Origin of the sequence: Streptomyces koelreuteriae (assembly GCF_018604545.1) — a bacterium.
In the GTDB taxonomy this organism is placed as follows: Bacteria; Actinomycetota; Actinomycetes; order Streptomycetales; family Streptomycetaceae; genus Streptomyces; species Streptomyces koelreuteriae.
Genome location: NZ_CP075896.1, coordinates 976,425 through 995,298 on the forward strand (window position 1 = coordinate 976,425; position 18,874 = coordinate 995,298).

Below are 18,874 nucleotides of genomic sequence, written 5' to 3' on the forward strand. Positions count from 1 at the left end.
CGTCGGGAGGGGGTCAGATGCGCTCGACGATGGTGGCGACACCCATGCCGCCGCCGACGCACAGGGTGGCGAGGCCGTAGCGCTTGTCCTGGCGCTCCAGTTCGTCGACGAGCGTGCCGAGGATCATCGCGCCGGTCGCGCCGAGGGGGTGGCCGAGGGCGATCGCGCCGCCGTTGACGTTGACCTTGTCCAGGGACAGGCCCATGTCCTTGACGAAGCGCAGCACGACCGCCGCGAACGCCTCGTTGATCTCGACGAGGTCGATGTCGTCGATGGTGAGTCCGGCCTTGGCGAGGGCCTTGCGGGTGGCGGGGGCGGGGCCGGTGAGCATGATCGTGGGCTCGGAGCCGGACACGGCGGCGGAGACGATCCGGGCGCGCGGGGTGAGGCCGTAGCGCTCGCCGACCTCCTTGGAGCCGATCGCGACGAGCGAGGCGCCGTCGACGATGCCGGAGGAGTTGCCCGCGTGGTGGACGTGGTCGATCTTCTCCACCCAGTGGTACTGCTGGAGCGCGACCGCGTCGAAGCCGCCGAGTGCGCCGATGTCGGCGAAGGACGGCTTGAGCCCCGCCAGGCTGTCGGCGGTCGTGCCGGGGCGGGGGAACTCGTCGTGGTCGAGGACGACGAGGCCGCTGCGGTCCTTCACCGGGACGACGGACCTCTCGAAGCGGCCGTCCTTCGTGGCGGTGGCCGCGCGCTCCTGGGAGAGGGCCGCGTACTCGTCGACGTCCCGCCGGGAGAAGCCCTCGATGGTGGCGATGAGGTCGGCGCCGATGCCCTGCGGCACGAAGTTCACGTCGAGGTTGGTCATCGGGTCGTTGAACCAGGCGCCGCCGTCGGAGGCCATCGGCACCCGGGACATCGACTCCACGCCGCCCGCGAGGACGAGGTCCTCCCAGCCGGAACGCACCTTGGCGGCGGCCAGGTTGACGGCCTCCAGACCCGAGGCACAGAAGCGGTTCTCCTGGACACCGGCCACCGTGTCGGGCAGGCCCGCCGCGATGGCGGCGATCCGGGCGATGTCGGAGCCCTGGTCGCCGACGGGGCCGACGACGCCGAGCACGATGTCGTCGACTGCGGCCGGGTCGAGGCCGGGGAAGCGGGCGCGGATCTCGTGGATGAGTCCGACGACCAGGTCGATGGGCTTGGTGCCGTGCAGGGAGCCGCCTGCCTTGCCGCGGCCGCGCGGGGTGCGGATCGCGTCGTACACGTACGCTTCGGTGCTCACGAGAGGGCCTTTCACTGAGGGTTGCGGGACGAGGCGAGCAGCCCGGGGACGTCCCAGTCCCGGGCGACGTCCGCCGTGTCGGCGCCCGGCCGCGCCGGGCCGGTGCGGACGGAGGTCGGGGTCGCGGAGAAACGGGGGGCCGGGGCGGGCTGGGTGATGCCGCCGTGGTCGGTGAAGGTGCCGCGGGCGGCGAGATGCGGGTGGTGCGGGGCCTCGCGCAGGGACAGGACGGGCGCCACGCACGCGTCGGAGCCCTCGAAGACGGCCGTCCACTCGTCCCGCGTCCGGGTCTTGAAGCGGACCGCGATCCGTTCGCGCAGTTCGCCCCACCGGGTGACGTCCTTGCGGGCCGCGGCCTGGTCCTCGACGCCGAGGAGGGTCAGGAACTCCGCGTAGAACTGCGGCTCCAGCGCGCCGACGGCCATGTGCAGGCCGTCGGCCGTCTCGTACGTGCCGTAGTAGGGGCAGCCGCCGTCAAGGAGGTTGGCGCTGCGGCGGTCCTGCCAGCCGCCGGCGGCGAGCATGCCGTGGATCATGGTGGCGAGGTGGGCGGTGCCGTCGACGATGGCGGCGTCGACGACCTGGCCGGTGCCGCTCGCGCGGGCGTGGTTCAGGGCAGCGAGGACGCCGACGACGAGGTACAGGGAGCCGCCCGCGTAGTCGCCGAGCAGGTTGGCCGGGACGGCCGGCGGCTCGTCCGGCCGGCCGATCATGCCGAGGGTGCCGGTGGGGGCGATGTACGCGATGTCGTGTCCGGCGCGCTCGGCGAGCGGGCCGTCCTGCCCCCAGCCGGTCATCCGGCCGTAGACGAGACGCGGGTTGCGGGCGTGGCAGGCCTCGGGGCCTACGCCCAGGCGCTCGGCGACACCGGGGCGGTAGCCCTCGACCAGGATGTCGGCGCGGGCGGCGAGGTCGAGCACCCGGTCGGGGCCGTCCGGGGACTTCAGGTCGACGACCACCGAGCGCTTGTTGCGGTTGGTGACGTCGTACGCCGGGTCGATCGCGAGTCCGGGGCCGCCGGGGCGGTCCACGCGCACGACGTCGGCCCCGAGGTCGGCCAGGAGCATGGCGGCGAACGGGCCGGGCCCGATGCCGGCCAGCTCGACGACGCGCACGCCGGTGAGCGGGCCGTGTCCTGGCGTCCTTGCCGTGGTCATCCAGCCCCCAGTGCTGTGACACAACCGATGTAACACCAGTGATGCTAAGAACGCGTTCCGATCGACACAAGACCTGAAGAGAGCAAGCGCTTAGTAATCTGCCCGACGGAGTCAGTCCCCGTCCAGTTCCGCTATCAGCCGTTTCGGCGCGATCACCCGGTAGCTCTCCTCCACCCAGTCGCAGAGCATCTCCGCGGCCGGCGCGCCCTGCCGCTCCAGGGGGATGCTCACCCAGCCGGCCTTGCCCAGGCCGTAACCGGCGGGCTCGGCGCCTGGGCTGGACAGGGCGTGGGCGTGGGCCGTCTCGTCCTTGAGCTTCACCGTCACGCCCAGGGGGTAGCTGCCGTCCTGGACGCCGAGGAAGACGAACACCTTCTTGTTGACCTTCGCGACGGACTCGCCCCAGGGGAACTCCTCGACGGCACCCGGCAGCCTCAGCGCGAACTCGCGCACTTTCTCCCACTTCTTCAGGGCATTCCTGGGCACGGCCATCGTCGTTCCTCCGGGCTCGTCGTCGGGCTCCGCACCCCTCACGCTAGCCTCGGCCACCGACAGCGGCACGGGCTGAACGACCGAGGGGTGTCATGAGCAGGCTGAACAGGACGGACCGTCCGTACGACATCGTGCTCTTCGGAGCCACCAGTTTCGCCGGAGCGCTGACCGCGGAGTATCTGGCCGCGCACGCGCCGGACGGGTTGCGCTGGGCGATCGCGGGACGCAGCGCGCAGAAGCTGGAGCGGCTGCGCGAGCGGCTGCCGGACGACGCGGAGGTGGGGGTGCTGCGGGCGGACGTCTCCGACCCGGCCTCGCTGCGCGCTCTCGCCGAGCAGGCGCGCGTGGTGGCCACGACCGTCGGCCCGTACGTGACGTACGGCGAGGAGCTCGTGGCCGCCTGCGCGGAAGCCGGGACCGACTACCTCGACCTCGCGGGCGAGCCAGAGTTCGTGGACCTGATGTACGTCCGGCACGACGCACGCGCGCGGGAGACCGGGGCACGGCTGGTGCACGCCGCCGGCTTCGACTCGATCCCGCACGATCTGGGCGTGTACTTCACGGTTCAGCAGCTGCCCGAGGACGTGCCGCTGACCGTGGAGGGTTTCGTGACCGCCGACGCGGCCTTCTCGGGCGGCACCTTCAACTCGGCCCTGAACCAGTTCGCCCGGCAGCGGGAGATGGCGGCGGCCGTGCGGGACCGGCGGCGGCATGAGCCGCGGCTGGTGGGACGGCGGGTCTCCGCGCCGCTGGGTACGCCGCGGTTCGCCAAGGAGGTCGGCGCCTGGGCGCTGCCGATGCCGACCATCGACCCGCAGATCGTGCGGCGGTCGGCGGCGACCCTCGAGCGGTACGGCCCTGATTTCCGCTACCGGCAGTACGCGGCCGTCCGGCACCTGCCCGTCGCGGTGGGCGGGGTCGCGGCCGTCGGCGCGCTGGTCGCGGCGGCCCAGGTGGCGCCCGCGCGGCGCTGGTTGTCGGACCGGCTGCGGCCCGGGGACGGGCCGAGCCCGGAGAAGCGGGCGAAGAGCTGGTTCTCCCTGCGCTTCGTGGGCGAGGGCGGCGGCCGTCGGGTGTTCACGGAGGTCTCGGGCGGCGACCCGGGGTACGACGAGACGGCGAAGATGCTCGCCGAGTCGGCGCTGTGCCTGGCCTTCGACGAGCTGCCGAAGACGGCGGGCCAGGTCACCACGGCGGTCGCGATGGGCGACGCGCTGATCGACCGGCTGCGCGCGGCGGGCATCCGCTTCCGCGTCGCGTCCACCCGCTGAGGGACTGCCGAGGGCTGCCGAGGACTGCCGAGGGGCTCCGTCCTACATCGGCCACGCGGCGAGGGTGTAGATCATCCCGGCGATCCAGGCGAGACCGGCCAGCACGGCGAGGATCAGCCCGACCGTGACGGCCCGCTCGACCGTCTGGGTCGGTCCGGCAACAGGCTTGGGAGCGCGGTGCGTTGTCATGCGCCCCAGCCTGCCGACGGGGCCGCGGCCGGACATCCGTACGGGTACTCAGAGCCGGTACTCAGATCACACCGACCCTCAGGTCTCCCGGAGGGCCTTGCGGCAGAGGGCGTCCGCTCGGCGGGTGGTCTCCGGGAGGCGGTACTCGGGGGTCAGCGCGAGGGTGTGGGCGCAGGCCCCGTCGAGCGTCACGCGGTGGCCGACCGAGACGAAGACCGGCTTGACCGCCTCCCGGGTGCGCAGGGCGCGGCCGACCTCCTCGGAGCCGGCGAGCAGCGCGGAGCCGCTGCCGCGCGGGGTGTCCGGGTCGTCGTACGTGAAGGTGAAGGGGTTCTTGGCGACGCCGATCGTGGGGAGGCCGGTCAGGACGCCGAGGTGGCTGGCGAGGCCGAAGCGGCGGGGGTGGGCGAGGCCGTAGCCGTCGCAGACCACCAGGCCCGGTGGGAGCGGCAGGGCGTCGAGGGCGGCCAGGACCGTGGGGATCTCGCGGAAGGCGAGCAGTCCGGGCACATAGGGGAAGGAGACGCGGCCCACCGCCGTGGCCTGCGCGACAACCTCGAGACTCGACGCGTCCAGGACGACCGCGGCCGCCGCGACGACGTCCCGTTCGTCGTCGTAGGCCACGTCGACCCCCGTCACATGGCCCGTGCCGGGCGGCGGTCCGGGTTCGTCGAGGATCACGCGCCCGCGCAGTTCGTCCTGGACGGCGCGGGCCTGTTCCTCGGTCACGGGCCAGTGTTCGGGGATGTCTACGGTCGTCATGGTGGGCCCGAGCCTACGGGCAGCGCGAAGGCCGGCGGGACCAGGGAGTCCGGCCGGCCTCGGGAGGCTCGCGCCTCACTTGTTCCGTGCGCGCTACTTGTCCAGTGCGCGCCGCAGCTGGCTCTTGTTCATGGTGGAGCGTCCGTCGACGCCGCGGCGCCTGGCCTCCTGGTAGAGCTGGTCGTAGGTGGGCCCCTGGGAGCCCTTCCCGGACCGCCGGCCGCCGCGCTCGCCGGAGGACATGTCCTGCGTGGAGGTCCGGCTGGCCGTCTTCGACTCGCCGGCGCGGGCGCGTTCCTTGTTCACCGTCCGCGCGGCGATCTCCTCGGCGCGGCCGGTGCTCTCGCCCCGGTCCCGCGCGCTCTCCTTGATGTGCTCGTACTGGCGCTCCCGCTTGGAGCTCGAACCGCGTGGCATCACCGCTCACTTCCTTTCCCGACCGGTGAACGGGTACCCACGCTGCCAACGATCAGAGCGGTCCGCTCGCTCAGTGCTCCAGGCGGGCAACCCGGCCCTTCTCACCCGCGGCCCAGCACCCTTGGCGCGGGACGCAGTCGACGGTGTCGTAGGAACCGGTGTCGACCGTCCGCCAGGTGCGGCCGCCGTCGGAGGTGAGGTCGGTGCCGGTGGGGCCGACGGCGAGAGCGGCGGAGCGGCTGTGCGGGAGCCAGGCGACGCCGGAACGGTAGGCGGGCGGGGGTGCGGCGGCGGGCCGCCAGGTGTGGCCACCGTCGGAGGTGCGCGCGGTGGCCTGCGGGGAGGGCTGGTCGGGGCGGAAGTCACCGCCGACGGCGAGACCGTGGGCGCGGTCGCGGAAGGCCAGCGCGAAGACGCCGCGGGCCGGGTCGCCCGCCGGGAGGGCCGTGTCGGCGGCCGTCCAGGTGCGTCCCCGGTCGGCGGAGTGCAGCACCCGCGCGCGTGCGGCCCCGCCGGTGGCGAGCCAGACGTCCTTCGGCCCGGAGGTGACCAAGCACTGGCCGCTCGCCGCGAACCCGGCCTCGCCCTCCTGCGCGGCCGGCATGCCCGTGTTCGGCAGCACCTTCCAGGTACGGCCGCCGTCGCCGGTCGACAGGATGCGGAACTTCCCGTCCACCGGGTCGCTCATGGCGAGGCCGTGGCGGGAGTCGAAGAAGGCGAGGCAGTCGTAGAAGGCCTTCGGGTCGGTGTTGCGGAAGGACTCCGTCCAGGTCGCCCCGCCGTCGTCGGTCCGGTACACCCGGGACGCCTCGCCCTCGCCGATGGCCAGGACCACGGCCCGGCGCGCGTCGAACGCCTCGACGTCCCGGAACTGCAACTCCCCCGCACCCGGGGGCGAGACGTTCCGCCAGCTCGCCCCGCCGTCGGTGGTGCGCAGGACGGTGCCGCCGGTGCCGGCGACCCAGGCGGTGTTCCGGCTGACGGCGGCGAGGCCGCGGAACCGTACCTCCGGGGTGCCGGTGTCCTTCAGTTCCCAGTGCGGCGCCCGGTCGTCCGGCCCGTGCGCCTGCGCCGGTACGGCGGTCAGGGCCGCCAGTGCCGCCGCGCACACCGCCGCGGCGGTCGCCCTGCGCCGTGTTCGTCCCGTCCGTCGCGTGCTCCCCAAGCGCCTCATGGCCGGGGAAGCTAGCCCACCGCCCGGGCGCCGTCCAGACGGCCTCGCGGGCCCGGCGGGTGTTCCGGCGGGCGCCACACGCGCCCGCCCTGGCACATGAGGAGAGTCACGTCACTCTGGTGCATGAACGCGGTGACGGAGGTCACTCGCATCTCGTGTGCACGGATTGGCTGAATCCGGCGTCTCTTCCAATGCCCGGCCGCAATCCGACCGGAAGTCCGTCCAGCCGTCACAAGGGAGCAAGGCGTTGTCCATCGTCATCGAGCAGCCCGTGGAGGCCCGCCTCGTCGCCGCCGCGCCGCGTATGCCGAGCATTCCCGCGACGCTGCACTACGACCGACGTGATCCGTTCGCCGTCCGCATGACCTTCCCCGCCCCGGCCACGCTGGAGGGCGTCGAGGTCTGCTGGACCTTCTCCCGCGAGCTGCTCGCCGCAGGCATGAAGGAGGCCGAGGGACACGGCGACGTACGGGTGCGGCCGTACGGGTACGACCGCACCGTGCTGGAGTTCCACGCCCCCGAGGGCACCGCCGTCGTGCATGTCCGCTCCAGTGAGATACGCCGGTTCCTGGAGGCCACGAGCGAGCTCGTGCCGGTCGGTCTCGAGCACCTCCAGCTGGATCTGGACCACGGCCTGGCGGAGCTGATGCGCGACGCGTGAGGGGCCCGGGGCGGGAATCCGGCAGGGGTGTGGGTCAGGCCCGGGCGGGCGCACCCGGCTCCGCGGCCACCGCCCCGAGCACCTCGCGCACGATCCTCCGCAGACCTGGCGCCGTTGCCCCGGCGCGCTCGGTCAGCTCCTCGACGCGTCGCTCGTGGGCGCGGACGTCCTGCTCGGGCAGCAGGTCCGCCGCCGCGGCGAGGGCGACGAGCGCCGCGTCGCGCCAGGAGGTCTTGGCGACGGGCGACGGTCCCCGGAGGATCCGCCGCGTCTCCTCCCGTAGCGCCTCCACCGCGGTGACCCGCTCCAGTGCGTGGTCCACGGAGGGGAACACGCCGAGGACCCGCTTCTTCTCCGCCCGCAGATATCCCCCGGCCACGAGCTGCTCCCGCACGGCGTCGAGGGTCACCCGGGCGCGCAGTGTCACCCACGTCCGCCAGGAGTGCGGGCACGACTCATGGACCAGTTCCAGCAGCCCGTCGAGGACCGCGTCACCGGCACGCGCGTCGAGGTCGACCGGCGTGGCGATGCCGTCGTCGTCGATGAGCAGACCGCGCTGGGCCAGTTCGGTGAGGGCACCGGCGCGCACCAGTCCGGCCAGGCGGCCGGCGTCGGCGGCCGGCGGGCACGCGGAGTCCCAGGCCAGCAGGCAGAGCCGGGCCGGCAGCGAGAGCGGGCCGTCGGTCACGGGGCCTCCTCGGGGCGCTCGGGCCGCGCGTTAATTCGTTGACAGGCCTGACACCCCCTCGTACGTTGGACAGCGTCCTGTTGCCGCCGATTGGAGAAGGACGTTGCTCGTCTGAGGTCCTGAGACACCGCGTCACACCCATCAGGTGTGTGCGCTGCGTGCGACCTCGGCGACAGAGCCGTCCTCCGGTGCAGGGCTTTTCTCATGCCTGTGGAGTCCCTCCTCCCTGGTCGCAGGTGTCTCGCTACGCGTTTGCCCCTGACCGCATCAAGCAACCGCGAAAGAGGCCCCACATGCCTATTTCCATCACTGCCGCCTCCCTCTCCTTCACCTGGCCCGACGGTTCCGTCGTCTTCGAGGGCCTCGACGCCGCGTTCGGCCCGGGCCGGACCGGCCTGGTCGGCGTCAACGGGTCGGGAAAGTCGACCCTGTTGAAGCTGATCGCCGGTGAGCTCGCACCGGCCGACGGCGCCGTCCGCGTCGCCGGCGAGGTCGGCTACCTCCCGCAGAACGTCACGCTCGACACCACCCTGCGCGTCGACCAGGCACTCGGCATCGCCGCACAGCGGGCCGCGCTGCACGCCATCGAGGCCGGCGACGTGGCCGAGGCGCACTTCGAGACCCTCGGCGACGACTGGGACGTCGAGGAGCGCGCCCTGGCCACCCTGGGCGAACTCGGCCTCGGGCACGTCGAGTTGGACCGCACCATCGGTGAGGTCTCGGGCGGCGAGTCGGTCCTGCTGCGGCTGGCCGCGCTGCTGCTGCGCCGGCCCGACGTACTGCTGCTGGACGAGCCGACCAACAACCTCGACCTGTACGCGCGCAGGCGGCTGTACGCGTCCGTCCAGTCCTGGCCGGGCGTGATGGTCGTCGTCAGCCACGACCGTGAACTCCTGGACCTCGTCGACCAGATCGCGGATCTGCGCTCCGGAGAGATCACCTGGTACGGGGGCAACTTCTCCGACTACGAGGAGGCCCTCGCCGTGGAGCAGGAGGCGGCCGAGCGCATGGTGCGCGTCGCCGAGTCCGACTTCCGCAAGCAGAAGCGCGAACTGGCCGACGCCCAGGTGAAGCTGGCCCGCCGCAAGCGGTACGGGCAGAAGATGTTCGAGCAGAAGCGTGAGCCGAAGATCGTCATGGGGGCGCGCAAGCGCGCGGCGCAGGAGTCCGCGGGCAAGCACCGCATCATGCACGAGGAGAAGCTGGCCGAGGCCAGGGAGCGGCTCGACGAGGCGGTGGAGGCCGTACGGGACGACGACGAGATCCGTGTCGACCTGCCCTACACGGCCGTACCGCCGGGGCGTACCGTCCTCACCCTCCAGGATCTGGGGCTGCGGTACGGGGCCCGGGTGGAGGGCGGCTTCGAGCTGCGCGGTCCCGAGCGGGTCGCGCTGATCGGGCGCAACGGCTCGGGCAAGACCACGCTGCTGCGCACGATCACCGGTGAGCTGGATCCGGAGGCGGGGGACGTACGGACGCATGTGCCGTTGCGGTTCCTGCCGCAGCGGCTCGATGTGCTCGACGGGGAGCTGACCGTCGCCGAGAACGTGGCCCGGTTCGCGCCGGACGCCACCAACAACCGGATCCGGGCGCGGCTGGCCCGCTTCCTGTTCCGGGGCGCCCGCGCCGACCAGAAGGCGGCGACGCTGTCCGGCGGCGAACGCTTCCGGGCGGCGCTGGCCGCGCTGATGCTGGCGGAGCCCGCGCCGCAGCTGCTCATGCTCGACGAGCCGACCAACAACCTCGACATGGCGAGCGTGCGGCAGCTCACCACGGCCCTGGACTCCTACGAGGGGGCGCTGATCGTGGCCAGTCACGACCTGCCGTTCCTGGAGTCGATCGGCATCACGCGCTGGCTGCGACTGGAGGACGGAGAGCTGAAGGAAATCACGCCAGAGGCTGTCGGGTATTCCGCCTAGCGTCGGCGGCATGAGCGACTTCACGCACGATGTCATCACCCTGACCGGAGCACGCGAGAACAACCTCAAGGACGTCACCCTCCGCATCCCGAAAGGCCGGCTGACCGTGTTCACCGGCGTTTCGGGGTCGGGGAAGTCGTCCGTCGTGTTCGACACGATCGCGGTGGAGTCGCAGCGTCAGCTCAACGAGACGTATCCGTGGTTCGTCCGCAACCGGCTGCCCAAGTACGAGCGGCCGCACGCGGACGGCCTGGAGGACCTCTCCCCCGCGATCGTCGTCGACCAGCGGCCGGTCGGCGGCCACTCCCGGTCGACGGTCGGCACCATGACGGACGTCTACTCGGTGATCCGGGTGCTGTTCTCGAGGCACGGCACCCCGAGCGCCGGGCCGGCGACGGCGTACTCGTTCAACGACCCGTCGGGCATGTGCCCCGACTGCGACGGGCTCGGCCGTACGGTCCGGCCCGACTGGGACCGCATCCTGGACCCGGACCGCTCCCTCGCCGACGGGGCGGTCCGCTTCCCGCCGTTCGCCGCCGGGACCTGGCAGGGGCAGGCGTACATCAACAGCGCCGACCTGGACCCGGACAAGCCGGTGGGGCGGTTCACGGCCGCCGAGCGGGAGTTCCTGATGCGGGGGCGGCCCGGCAGCAAGGTCACCGTCCACGGCACCGGCGGCACCTGGACCACCGAGTACGAGGGCCTGGCCGACCGCTTCGAGCGGCTGTATCTGAAGCGGGACCTGTCGGCCATGAGCCAGAAGACCCGCGATCTGGTCCGGGAGTTCCTGGTGGAGGGCGCCTGCCCGGCATGCCGGGGAGCCCGGCTCAACGCGGCGGCGCTCGCGACCCGGATCAACGGACGTTCCATCGCCGACTGCGCCGGGATGCAGGTCACCGATCTCATCGCCGTACTGAAGGAGATCGACGATCCGGTGGCCGGGGTGATCGCGGGGGCGGCGGTGGCCGCGCTGGAGCGGATCGAGACGATCGGGCTCGGCTACCTCAGCCTCGACCGGGAGACGGCGACGCTCAGCGGCGGGGAGGGGCAGCGGCTGAAGACCGTGCGGCACCTCGGCTCCAGCCTGACCGGGATGACGTACATCTTCGACGAGCCGAGCGTCGGTCTGCACCCGCGCGATGTGGGCCGCCTCGGGGAGCTGCTGCTGCGGCTGCGCGACAAGGGCAACACCGTGCTGGTCGTCGAGCACGACCCGGACGTGATCGCGCTGGCCGACCATGTGGTGGACATGGGGCCGGGGGCGGGCACCGGGGGCGGCACGGTGGTGTTCGAGGGCACACCGGAGGAGCTGGCCGCGTCCGGCACGCTCACCGGCCGCTGTCTGCGCACCCGTACGACGGTCAAGAGCGAGGTGCGCCGGCCCGTCGGTGAGCTGTGGGTCAAGGGCGCGGATCGGCACAATCTGCGGGACGTGACCGTACGGTTCCCGGCCGGTGTGCTCACAGCGGTGACCGGGGTCGCCGGGTCGGGGAAGAGCACTCTGGTCGCGGAGTTCACCGCCGCCCATGACGAGGCCGTGGTCGTCGACCAGTCGTCGATCGGGATCTCGGGCCGGTCCACTCCCGCGACCTATCTCGGGATCATGGACACGGTACGGAAGATCTTCGCCCGCGAGACCGGGGCCGACGCGGGGTTCTTCAGCTTCAACTCGACCGGTGCCTGCGGTACCTGCGAGGGCCGGGGCATCCTCTACACCGACCTCGCGTTCATGGACCCGGTGACGACGGCCTGCCACGACTGCGAGGGGCGGCGCTTCCGGGACGAGGTGCTGCGGCTCACCGTGCGGGGCGCTTCCATCGCCGACGTCCTGGAGATGACGGCCGAGCAGGCGCTCGGCTTCTTCGACGACACGGGTCTGCGGCGCCGGCTGCGCGCCCTGCGGGACGTCGGGCTGACGTATCTGACGCTCGGCCAGCCCCTCTCCACGCTCTCCGGGGGCGAGCGGCAGCGGATCAAGCTGGCCACGCGGCTGCACCGGACGGGTGCGGTCTACGTGCTCGACGAACCGACGACCGGCCTGCACATGGCGGACGTGGCAGGACTCGTCGCCCTGCTGGACCGGCTGGTCGACACGGGCAACACAGTCATCGTCGTCGAGCACAACCTGGACGTGGTCGCCCGTGCGGACTGGGTGATCGACCTCGGCCCCGACGGCGGCCGGGCCGGCGGCGAGATCGTCTTCGAGGGCACGCCGCGGGAGCTGCTGGAGGCGGAGGGGTCGTTCACTGGGGGGCATCTGCGGCGGGCGGTGCGGGGGTAGGGGGTGTGCCTTTCCTTTGCCCACCCACCCACCCACCCGAATCGGTCGGACAAGAGGCTGACCTCGCCCCGGGGCTCCGCCCCGGCCCCCGACGGGGGCTACGCCCCCTGCACCCCCAACGGCGGGTTCGCCCCCTGGGCCCCGAGCCGGGCTTGATCCCCTGCGCCCCAAGCCGGGGCTTGCCCTGCCTCCGGGGCTCCCAGCGGGCGTTTCGCCCTCTGCTCCCCGAGCCGGGCTTGGTCCCCTGCCCCCCCGGCAACGCTCGCCCGTCGCGTGCTCGGCATGCCCCGTGCACGGCTCCAGCCGGGGTTCGCCTCCTGCGCCCCAAGCCGGGGGCTTGCCCTGCCTCGGGGCCCCCGGGCCCCCAGCGGGCGTTTCGCCCTCTGCTCCCCGAGTCGGGCTTGGTCCCCTGCCCCCGGCAACGCGTCGCCCATCGCGTGCTCGGCATGCCCCGTGCACGGCTCCAGCCGGGGTTCGCCTCCTGCGCCCCAAGCCGGGGGCTTGCCCTGCCTCGGGGCCCCGGGCACCGGGAGGGCCCCGCCCCGGGCCCCTAGCGGGCGTTTCACCCTCTGCACCCCGAGCCGAGCTTGGTCCCCCGCCCCCGGCAACGCGGCGCTGGCCGCGTGCTCGGCATGCCCCATGCGCGGCTCCCAGCCGCTCCCAACCCCGGCGGGGGCTATGCCCCCCCCTGCACACCAAGCCGGGCTTGGCCCCCTGCACCCTCAGCAACGCGTCGCCCGCCGCGTACTCGACACGCCTCATGCCCGGCTTCCAGCCGGGCTGCACCTCATGCGCCCCAAGCCGCGCATGCCCTGCCTCGGGGCTCCACCCCGGGCCCCGGCGGGGGCTTCGCCTCCTGTTCCCTCCCCGACCTCGGCGCCAGGCCCCCAGCTCCTCCCTCCCTCCCGGGGGTGTCCTCTCGTCGGATCGACCTGCATCATGGTCGGCTGACGCCCGACGCGTTCCGGTCGATCCCGGAGGTTCCGTCGGTGCGGTGCAGACACGTCCCATCCGATACGGAGTCACGCTCGTGCCCAGCAAGAAGGCCCTCGTCCGTCGTCCCAGCCCGCGTCTTGCCGAGGGGCTGGTGACGCACATCGAGCGGGAGGGGATCGACGCCGATCTCGCGGTCGAGCAGTGGGAGGCGTACGTGACGGCTCTGCGCGCGCACGGCTGGGACACCATCGAGGTGGATCCGGCCGACGACTGCCCGGACTCGGTGTTCGTCGAGGACACGGTCGTGATGTACCGGAACGTGGCACTGATCGCGCGCCCGGGTGCCGAGTCGCGGCGGGACGAGACCGCCGGGGTCGAGGAGGCCGTGGCCGGTCTGGGCTGCTCGGTGAACTGGATCTGGGAGCCGGGCACCCTGGAGGGCGGCGACGTACTGAAGATCGGCGACACCGTGTACGTGGGCCGCGGCGGGCGCACCAACGCCGCCGGCGTCCAGCAGTTGCGCGCCGCGTTCGAGCCGCTGGGCGCGCGGGTCGTCGCCGTACCGGTGAGCAAGGTGCTGCATCTGAAGTCGGCGGTGACGGCGCTGCCGGACGGCACGGTCATCGGGCACATCCCGAAGATGGACACGCCGTCGCTGTTCGCGCGCTTCCTGCCGGTGCCCGAGGAGGCCGGCACGCACGTGGTCCTGCTCGGCGGTGACAAACTGCTGATGGCCGCGAGCGCGCCGAAGACCGCCGAGCTGTTCTCGGATCTCGGGTACGAACCGGTCGTCGTGGACATCAGCGAGTTCGAGAAGCTCGAGGGATGTGTGACGTGCCTCTCGGTGCGGCTGCGGGACCTTTACGTCTGACCGGGCCGGAGTGTCCCTCCATCGGCCCTCGACCTGCGGGCCCCGGGAGCGACGCCGAGCGTCCGAGCGACCCGCTGATCAGCGGCCTTTACCGCGCCCTTAACCTACGGCCTCGTAACCTACGGCAACGTAGCCTACGATGCCGTAGGTTACCGCTCACCGCTCGTACGCATGTCCCCTGGAGAGTCCATGACGATCGCCGCTCCCCACCTCGGCAGCCCCGCCGGCGCCTGGACCGACGCTCAGCTGCTGTACGCACTGGAGGAAGTGGTCGAGAAGGAACTCAACCGGCATCTGCAGGTCGCCAAGGACTGGATGCCGCACGAGTACGTGCCGTGGAGCGACGGGCGCAACTTCCCCGGCCTCTTCGAGGACGGCGAGGCGTGGGAGAAGGAGCAGTCCCAGGTCACCGAGATCGGCCGCATCGCGCTCATCGTCAATCTTCTGACCGAGGACAATCTCCCCAGCTACCACCACGAGATCGCCTCGCTCTTCGGCCGTGACGGCGCCTGGGGCACCTGGGTGCACCGCTGGACGGCGGAGGAGGGCCGGCACGGCATCGTGATGCGGGACTACCTGCTCACCTCGCGCGCCGTGGACCCGGACAAGCTGGAGCAGTTCCGCATGTCCCACATGAGCGAGGGCTTCGAGTCGGACAACCGCCACTCGATGCTCCACTCGGTCGCCTACGTCGCCTTCCAGGAGCTGGCCACCCGCATCTCGCACCGCAACACCGGCCACCAGTCCGGCGACCCGGTCTGCGACCGCATGCTGGCCCGCATCGCGACCGACGAGAACCTGCACATGGTCTTCTACCGCAACCTGCTCAAGTCGGCGTTCCAGCTCGCGCCCGACCTGACGATGCAGGCCGTGCGGGACGTGGTCGTGAACTTCCGGATGCCCGGTCACGGCATCCCCGGCTTCGAGCGGGCCGCCGCGCAGATGGCGATCGGCGAGGTCTACAACATGCGCATCCACCACGACGACGTGCTCCAGCCCGTGCTGCGCTTCCTGAAGATCATGGAGATCGACGGCCTCGGCCCCGAGGGCCGCAAGGCGCAGGAGGAACTCGGCCTGTTCATGGGCGGTCTGGACTCCGAGGCGTCGAAGTTCGACGAGAAGCTGGCCGCGCGCAAGGCCCGCATGGCGGCCCGGGCGGCCGGCGCGTGACCCGGTAGACCGGCCCCGGCCATACGCTCAGCCCCCTGGCAGGTCGTCCTGCCAGGGGGCTCTCGCGTGCGATACGGCCCGCTAGCTCGACCTGCGCCGCAGCTCCAGCCGTTCCTTCTCCGACAGGCCGCCCCAGACGCCGAAACGCTCGTCGTTGTCCAGCGCGTACTCGAGGCACTCCGTACGGATCGGGCACAGGCCGCAGATCCGCTTCGCCTCTCGCACCGAACTGCCCGGTTCGGGGAAGAAGAACTCCGCCCCGGTCTGCGCACACAACGCTTCCTGCTGCCAGGCGAGTTCGGGCGAGGTGATGGTGTCGATGTGCATGGCAAGAAGCGTCGCGGTCGACGAAAAACGTTCGATCAACGCGGGATCAACACCGCGTTCATGCCCCCGGCCACTGCGATCATCACCTTTTCAATCAGCCGGCGCACGGCGGCGCGCGGGAACGTCTCGCTGACACGCCCCGGAGGTGACCCGGCGGCGCTCCGGCGGCGCGTGTCAGTGGGCGGTGCGAGACTCGACGGTGAGACGACGGGACCCTGTGCGAGGAGGGCGGCCATGCTCACCACCCGGTATGTCACCGGCGCTCCGAACTGGATCGATCTCGGCACACCCGACATCGACGGCGCCGCCGCCTTCTACGGGGATCTGTTCGGCTGGAGCTTCCAGCCGGGCGACCCCGAGGTCGGGGGGTACGGCCTCTTCCAGCTCGGCGGCAGAACCGCCGCCGGCGGTATGCAGACCACGCCTGAGCAGGGCCCGCCTTCCTGGGGGGTGTACTTCCAAGCCCCGGACGCGGACGGCACGGCGAAGGCCGCGGAGCAGGCGCGCGGCTCGGTGCGGATGCAGCCCATGGACGTGCTGGACCTGGGCCGCATGGCGATCCTCGCCGACCGGGCGGGTGTGCAGTTCGGCCTGTGGCAGCCGGGGCGCAACAAGGGCCTGGACGTCGTCCAGGAGCACGGCTCGCTGTGCTGGGTGGAGCTGTACACGGCGGACGTCCCCGCGGCGGCCGCCTTCTACCACTCCGTGCTCGGCCTGGAGACCTTCGGAGTGGAGTTCCCCGGCGGCGCCTACACCACCTTCGTCCCCGCCGGGGAGCCGGAGGACGCCATGTTCGGCGGCATCGTGGCGCTGGCCGACGACCCGGTCGAGGAGGAGGCGCACTGGCTCCCGTACTTCGAGGTCACCGACCCGGACGCCATCGTCGCCCGTGCCCAGGAGCGGGGCGGCACGATCCGCCTGCCCGCCACGGACCTGCCGGGCGTCGGCCGCCTCGCCAAGCTCGCCGACCCGTACGGGGCCCGCTTCGCGGTGATCCACAGCGAGCCGCAGGCGGCCTGAGGGGCACTCCTGGCGTGATGCCGGCATGCGCTGGCGTCGGCCCCGTGTCGCGGAGTGGTGCCAGGCCGAGAGCCTGCCCAGCCCACCCCGCCTCCCGGCCCGGCCCTGCCCGGCTGCCGCACAACGGCCGGAGCGACGCCTCCCCCGAACCGCACCGACCGCCTACGCCGAAGCCCGCCGGACCAACGTCGTCGGCAGGACCACGCTCGAGGGCGTGCCATCGGCGGCACTGCCCGAGGAGCCCCCGTGCGAGGAGCCCCCGTGCGAGGCGCCGCGGTCGAGGTCGCGCAGCAGCAGGCGGGCCATCAGGCGGCCCATTTCCTCGATGTCCTGACGGACCGTCGTGAGGGGCGGGTCGGTCTGTTCCGCGACGGGCAGCATGTCGTCGAAGCCGATCACGGCGATGTCGTCGGGGACGCGGCGGCCGGACTCGCGCAGGACGCGCAGGGCACCGGAGGCGGTGAGGTCGTTGGCGGCGAACACCGCGTCCAGGTCCGGGCAGCGGTCGAGGAGTTCGCGCATCGCACGCTCGCCCCCGGCCGGGGTGAAGTCGGCTTCGGCGATCAATCGCGGGTCGGCGTCGACCATGACGTCCCGGTAGCCGTCGAGGCGGTCCGCCGCGGAGGTCTGGTCGAGTGCGCCGGTGATGTGCGCGATCCGGGTGCGGCCGAGGGCGGCCAGGTGGCGGACGGCGTCGCGGGCTCCGCCCCGGTTGTCGCTGTCGACGTACACCACGCCCTGCCGGTCGCCGCTCCAGCCGGGCCGGCCGCCGAAGACGGTGGGAATGCCCGCCCGCTGGATCAGCTCCGGCAGCGGGTCGTCGAGGTGCAGGGAGAAGACGAGGGCCCCGTCGACATGTCCGCCGGCCAGGTACCGGCCGACCCGGGCGTGATCGTCCCGGCCCTCCGTGAGCAGCAGGACGAGCTGGTTGTCGTGGGCCGTGAGTTCCTTGCTGATGCCGCGCAGCTGGAGCGCGAAGAAGGGGTCGGCGAAGACCCGGGTCTCGGGTTCGGCGACGACGACCGCGATGGCGTCGTGCCGCCGGGTCACCAGGGAGCGGGCGGCCTGGTTGGGGACGTAGCCGAGTTCGTCCACGGCCTTGCGGACCCGCTCCACGAGAACATCCCGCACCCCGTCCCCGCCGTTGACCACGCGCGAGACGGTGGCCCGTGAGACACCGGCCCGGGCGGCCACGGCCTCCAGAGTGGGACGTGGCGCGGTGTCGGTCACTTCGGGGCTCCTCATCTGCGGCTGCGGATCAGGATAGCCCCGGGCGGGCAGGGTGGTGAGAGCGCTCTCGCGCGCGACTTCAGTGCGCGTGCTCGTGCCCCGGCTGTTCGCCCCCGTGCTCGTGCGGCTCGTACCCGGGGATCGTCCCGTCCGGCTTCTTCACGAGGAACAGGCCCACCATCCCCATGTCGGAGTGGCTCTGCACATGGCAGTGGTACATCCACGCCCCGGCGCCGACCCCCTCCCCCGCGATCACCTGGAAGCCGAAGGAGTCGGCCGGGCCGGTGATCTTGTTGTCGATGACCTGGCTGGGGTCGTCGGGGCCGGTCAGCATGCCGGTGCGGTTGTCCGCCCAGCGATGACCGTGCATATGGAACGTGTGGTAGAACTCGCCGTGCGTGATCACGGCGAACTCGACGCGATCCCCCACCGTGGCCTCGAAGTTCGGCCCGGAGTGCGGCGGCCTGTTGTTGATGCGCATGTCGTTGAAGACGACCGTGTGCGTCCGGTCCGGCAGGACGTCGCCCTTGCGGCGGACGATCACGGGGCCGTAGAGGCCCTTCTGGAGTCCCTGCGTTCCGTGTTCGGTGCCTACGACATGGTCGTGGTAGTGCCAGTAGCCCGCGCTGCCCGCCCGCCAGGTGCCGTCCTTGCGGCGGCCGGGGGCGTGGGTGCGCCAGGTGTAGGTGCGGGTGCCGCCCGGTTCGACGTGGCTGCGGTTCATCTTCGTGCCGTCGCTGGTGATCTCGTAGTCCAGGCCGTGGACGTGCAGACTCACCGCGACGTCCATGGTGTTCTCGAACTCGATGTGCAGGGTGTCGCCCTCGTTGAGCTCGATCAGCGGGCCGGGGATCGTCGCCTTGCCCTTCTCCAGGCCGTAGCCCATCTGGCCGTCGGCGAGTTTCTCGGCGTACAGCTTGATGCGCTTCACCTCGCCTCCGGCGGGTGCCGTCTTCGCCGGTCCGTCGGCGCTGATGGCCTCCGGCGCCACCGACAACGATGTCGCGACGGTCGCGGTACCCAGCAGGACCCGCCGGTTGAAGCTGCGTCTGTCCATGCGGAACTCCCCACCCTGGTAAGG

The 18,874-nt window shown here is 72.1% G+C and carries 18 protein-coding genes; 7 read left to right on the top strand and 11 right to left on the bottom strand.

Translation table 11 applies throughout. The features are described from left to right. Window positions 1-13 precede the first annotated feature (13 nt). From KJK29_RS04355 to KJK29_RS04365, 3 genes are all read right to left on the bottom strand, one after another. A complete protein-coding gene (locus KJK29_RS04355; RefSeq protein WP_215117333.1) occupies window positions 14-1,228 on the bottom strand; it encodes an acetyl-CoA C-acetyltransferase in 1,215 nt (404 codons plus the stop codon). Between the two features lie 11 nt (window positions 1,229-1,239). Beyond that, window positions 1,240-2,385 carry a CaiB/BaiF CoA transferase family protein gene (locus tag KJK29_RS04360; RefSeq protein WP_215117335.1) on the bottom strand — a complete coding sequence of 382 codons (1,146 nt, stop codon included), beginning with the start codon at window positions 2,383-2,385 and terminating at the stop codon, window positions 1,240-1,242. 111 nt (window positions 2,386-2,496) lie between these two features. Continuing rightward, window positions 2,497-2,877 (bottom strand): MmcQ/YjbR family DNA-binding protein, encoded by a 381-nt coding sequence (locus tag KJK29_RS04365; RefSeq protein ID WP_215117337.1) that lies wholly within the window; start codon window positions 2,875-2,877, stop codon window positions 2,497-2,499. Window positions 2,878-2,969: 92 nt separating this feature from the next. On the opposite strand from KJK29_RS04365, the gene KJK29_RS04370 reads away from it, so the two are divergent. After that, window positions 2,970-4,148, top strand: coding sequence for a saccharopine dehydrogenase family protein (locus KJK29_RS04370; RefSeq protein ID WP_215117339.1), 1,179 nt, complete (start codon window positions 2,970-2,972; stop codon window positions 4,146-4,148). Window positions 4,149-4,190: 42 nt separating this feature from the next. Here KJK29_RS04370 and mmpA read toward each other — a convergent pair whose 3' ends face one another. From mmpA to KJK29_RS04390, 4 genes are all read right to left on the bottom strand, one after another. Next, on the bottom strand, window positions 4,191-4,337 hold the full coding sequence (gene mmpA / locus KJK29_RS04375; protein WP_215117341.1) for a morphogenic membrane protein MmpA: 147 nt from the start codon (window positions 4,335-4,337) through the stop codon (window positions 4,191-4,193). Window positions 4,338-4,415: 78 nt separating this feature from the next. Beyond that, window positions 4,416-5,099, bottom strand: coding sequence for an endonuclease V (locus KJK29_RS04380; RefSeq protein ID WP_215117343.1), 684 nt, complete (start codon window positions 5,097-5,099; stop codon window positions 4,416-4,418). Between the two features lie 93 nt (window positions 5,100-5,192). Next, window positions 5,193-5,516, bottom strand: a complete 324-nt coding sequence (locus KJK29_RS04385; RefSeq protein WP_215117344.1) for a plasmid stabilization protein — start codon at window positions 5,514-5,516, stop codon at window positions 5,193-5,195. 70 nt (window positions 5,517-5,586) lie between these two features. Next, window positions 5,587-6,690, bottom strand: a complete 1,104-nt coding sequence (locus KJK29_RS04390; RefSeq protein ID WP_251057700.1) for a WD40/YVTN/BNR-like repeat-containing protein — start codon at window positions 6,688-6,690, stop codon at window positions 5,587-5,589. 247 nt (window positions 6,691-6,937) lie between these two features. Between KJK29_RS04390 and ssgD the strand changes: the two genes are divergently transcribed. Continuing rightward, entirely contained in the window at window positions 6,938-7,351 is a 414-nt protein-coding gene (gene ssgD, locus KJK29_RS04395; protein WP_215117346.1) for a spore wall synthesis regulator SsgD, read from the top strand. A gap of 34 nt (window positions 7,352-7,385) precedes the next feature. On the opposite strand, the gene KJK29_RS04400 is transcribed toward ssgD, so the two are convergent. Further along, the gene (locus KJK29_RS04400; RefSeq protein ID WP_215117348.1) at window positions 7,386-8,039 is read right to left on the bottom strand and encodes a GOLPH3/VPS74 family protein; all 654 of its coding nucleotides are present in this window, start codon (window positions 8,037-8,039) and stop codon (window positions 7,386-7,388) included. 293 nt (window positions 8,040-8,332) lie between these two features. Here KJK29_RS04400 and KJK29_RS04405 point away from each other — a divergent pair, with 293 nt between their 5' ends. The 4 genes from KJK29_RS04405 (at window position 8,333) to KJK29_RS04420 (ending at window position 15,216) form a co-directional block, all read left to right on the top strand. Further along, window positions 8,333-9,958, top strand: a complete 1,626-nt coding sequence (locus tag KJK29_RS04405; RefSeq protein WP_215117350.1) for an ABC-F family ATP-binding cassette domain-containing protein — start codon at window positions 8,333-8,335, stop codon at window positions 9,956-9,958. Window positions 9,959-9,968: 10 nt separating this feature from the next. Next, window positions 9,969-12,239, top strand: coding sequence for an ATP-binding cassette domain-containing protein (locus tag KJK29_RS04410; protein ID WP_215117352.1), 2,271 nt, complete (start codon window positions 9,969-9,971; stop codon window positions 12,237-12,239). A gap of 1,030 nt (window positions 12,240-13,269) precedes the next feature. Continuing rightward, window positions 13,270-14,046, top strand: coding sequence for a dimethylargininase (ddaH, locus tag KJK29_RS04415; RefSeq protein ID WP_215117354.1), 777 nt, complete (start codon window positions 13,270-13,272; stop codon window positions 14,044-14,046). Between the two features lie 189 nt (window positions 14,047-14,235). After that, a complete protein-coding gene (locus KJK29_RS04420; RefSeq protein ID WP_215117356.1) occupies window positions 14,236-15,216 on the top strand; it encodes an acyl-ACP desaturase in 981 nt (326 codons plus the stop codon). An 81-nt stretch (window positions 15,217-15,297) separates the two neighbouring features. On the opposite strand, the gene KJK29_RS04425 is transcribed toward KJK29_RS04420, so the two are convergent. Beyond that, on the bottom strand, window positions 15,298-15,543 hold the full coding sequence (locus KJK29_RS04425) for a WhiB family transcriptional regulator (protein WP_215117358.1): 246 nt from the start codon (window positions 15,541-15,543) through the stop codon (window positions 15,298-15,300). A 234-nt stretch (window positions 15,544-15,777) separates the two neighbouring features. Here KJK29_RS04425 and KJK29_RS04430 point away from each other — a divergent pair, with 234 nt between their 5' ends. Next, window positions 15,778-16,563 carry a VOC family protein gene (locus KJK29_RS04430; protein ID WP_215117360.1) on the top strand — a complete coding sequence of 262 codons (786 nt, stop codon included), beginning with the start codon at window positions 15,778-15,780 and terminating at the stop codon, window positions 16,561-16,563. A gap of 162 nt (window positions 16,564-16,725) precedes the next feature. On the opposite strand, the gene KJK29_RS04435 is transcribed toward KJK29_RS04430, so the two are convergent. Together KJK29_RS04435 and KJK29_RS04440 are read right to left on the bottom strand one after the other, a co-directional pair. Next, the gene (locus KJK29_RS04435) at window positions 16,726-17,793 is read right to left on the bottom strand and encodes a LacI family DNA-binding transcriptional regulator (RefSeq protein WP_215117362.1); all 1,068 of its coding nucleotides are present in this window, start codon (window positions 17,791-17,793) and stop codon (window positions 16,726-16,728) included. 79 nt (window positions 17,794-17,872) lie between these two features. Further along, complete coding sequence (locus KJK29_RS04440) at window positions 17,873-18,850, bottom strand: multicopper oxidase domain-containing protein (protein ID WP_215117364.1); 978 nt, start codon at window positions 18,848-18,850, stop codon at window positions 17,873-17,875. Window positions 18,851-18,874 lie beyond the last annotated feature (24 nt).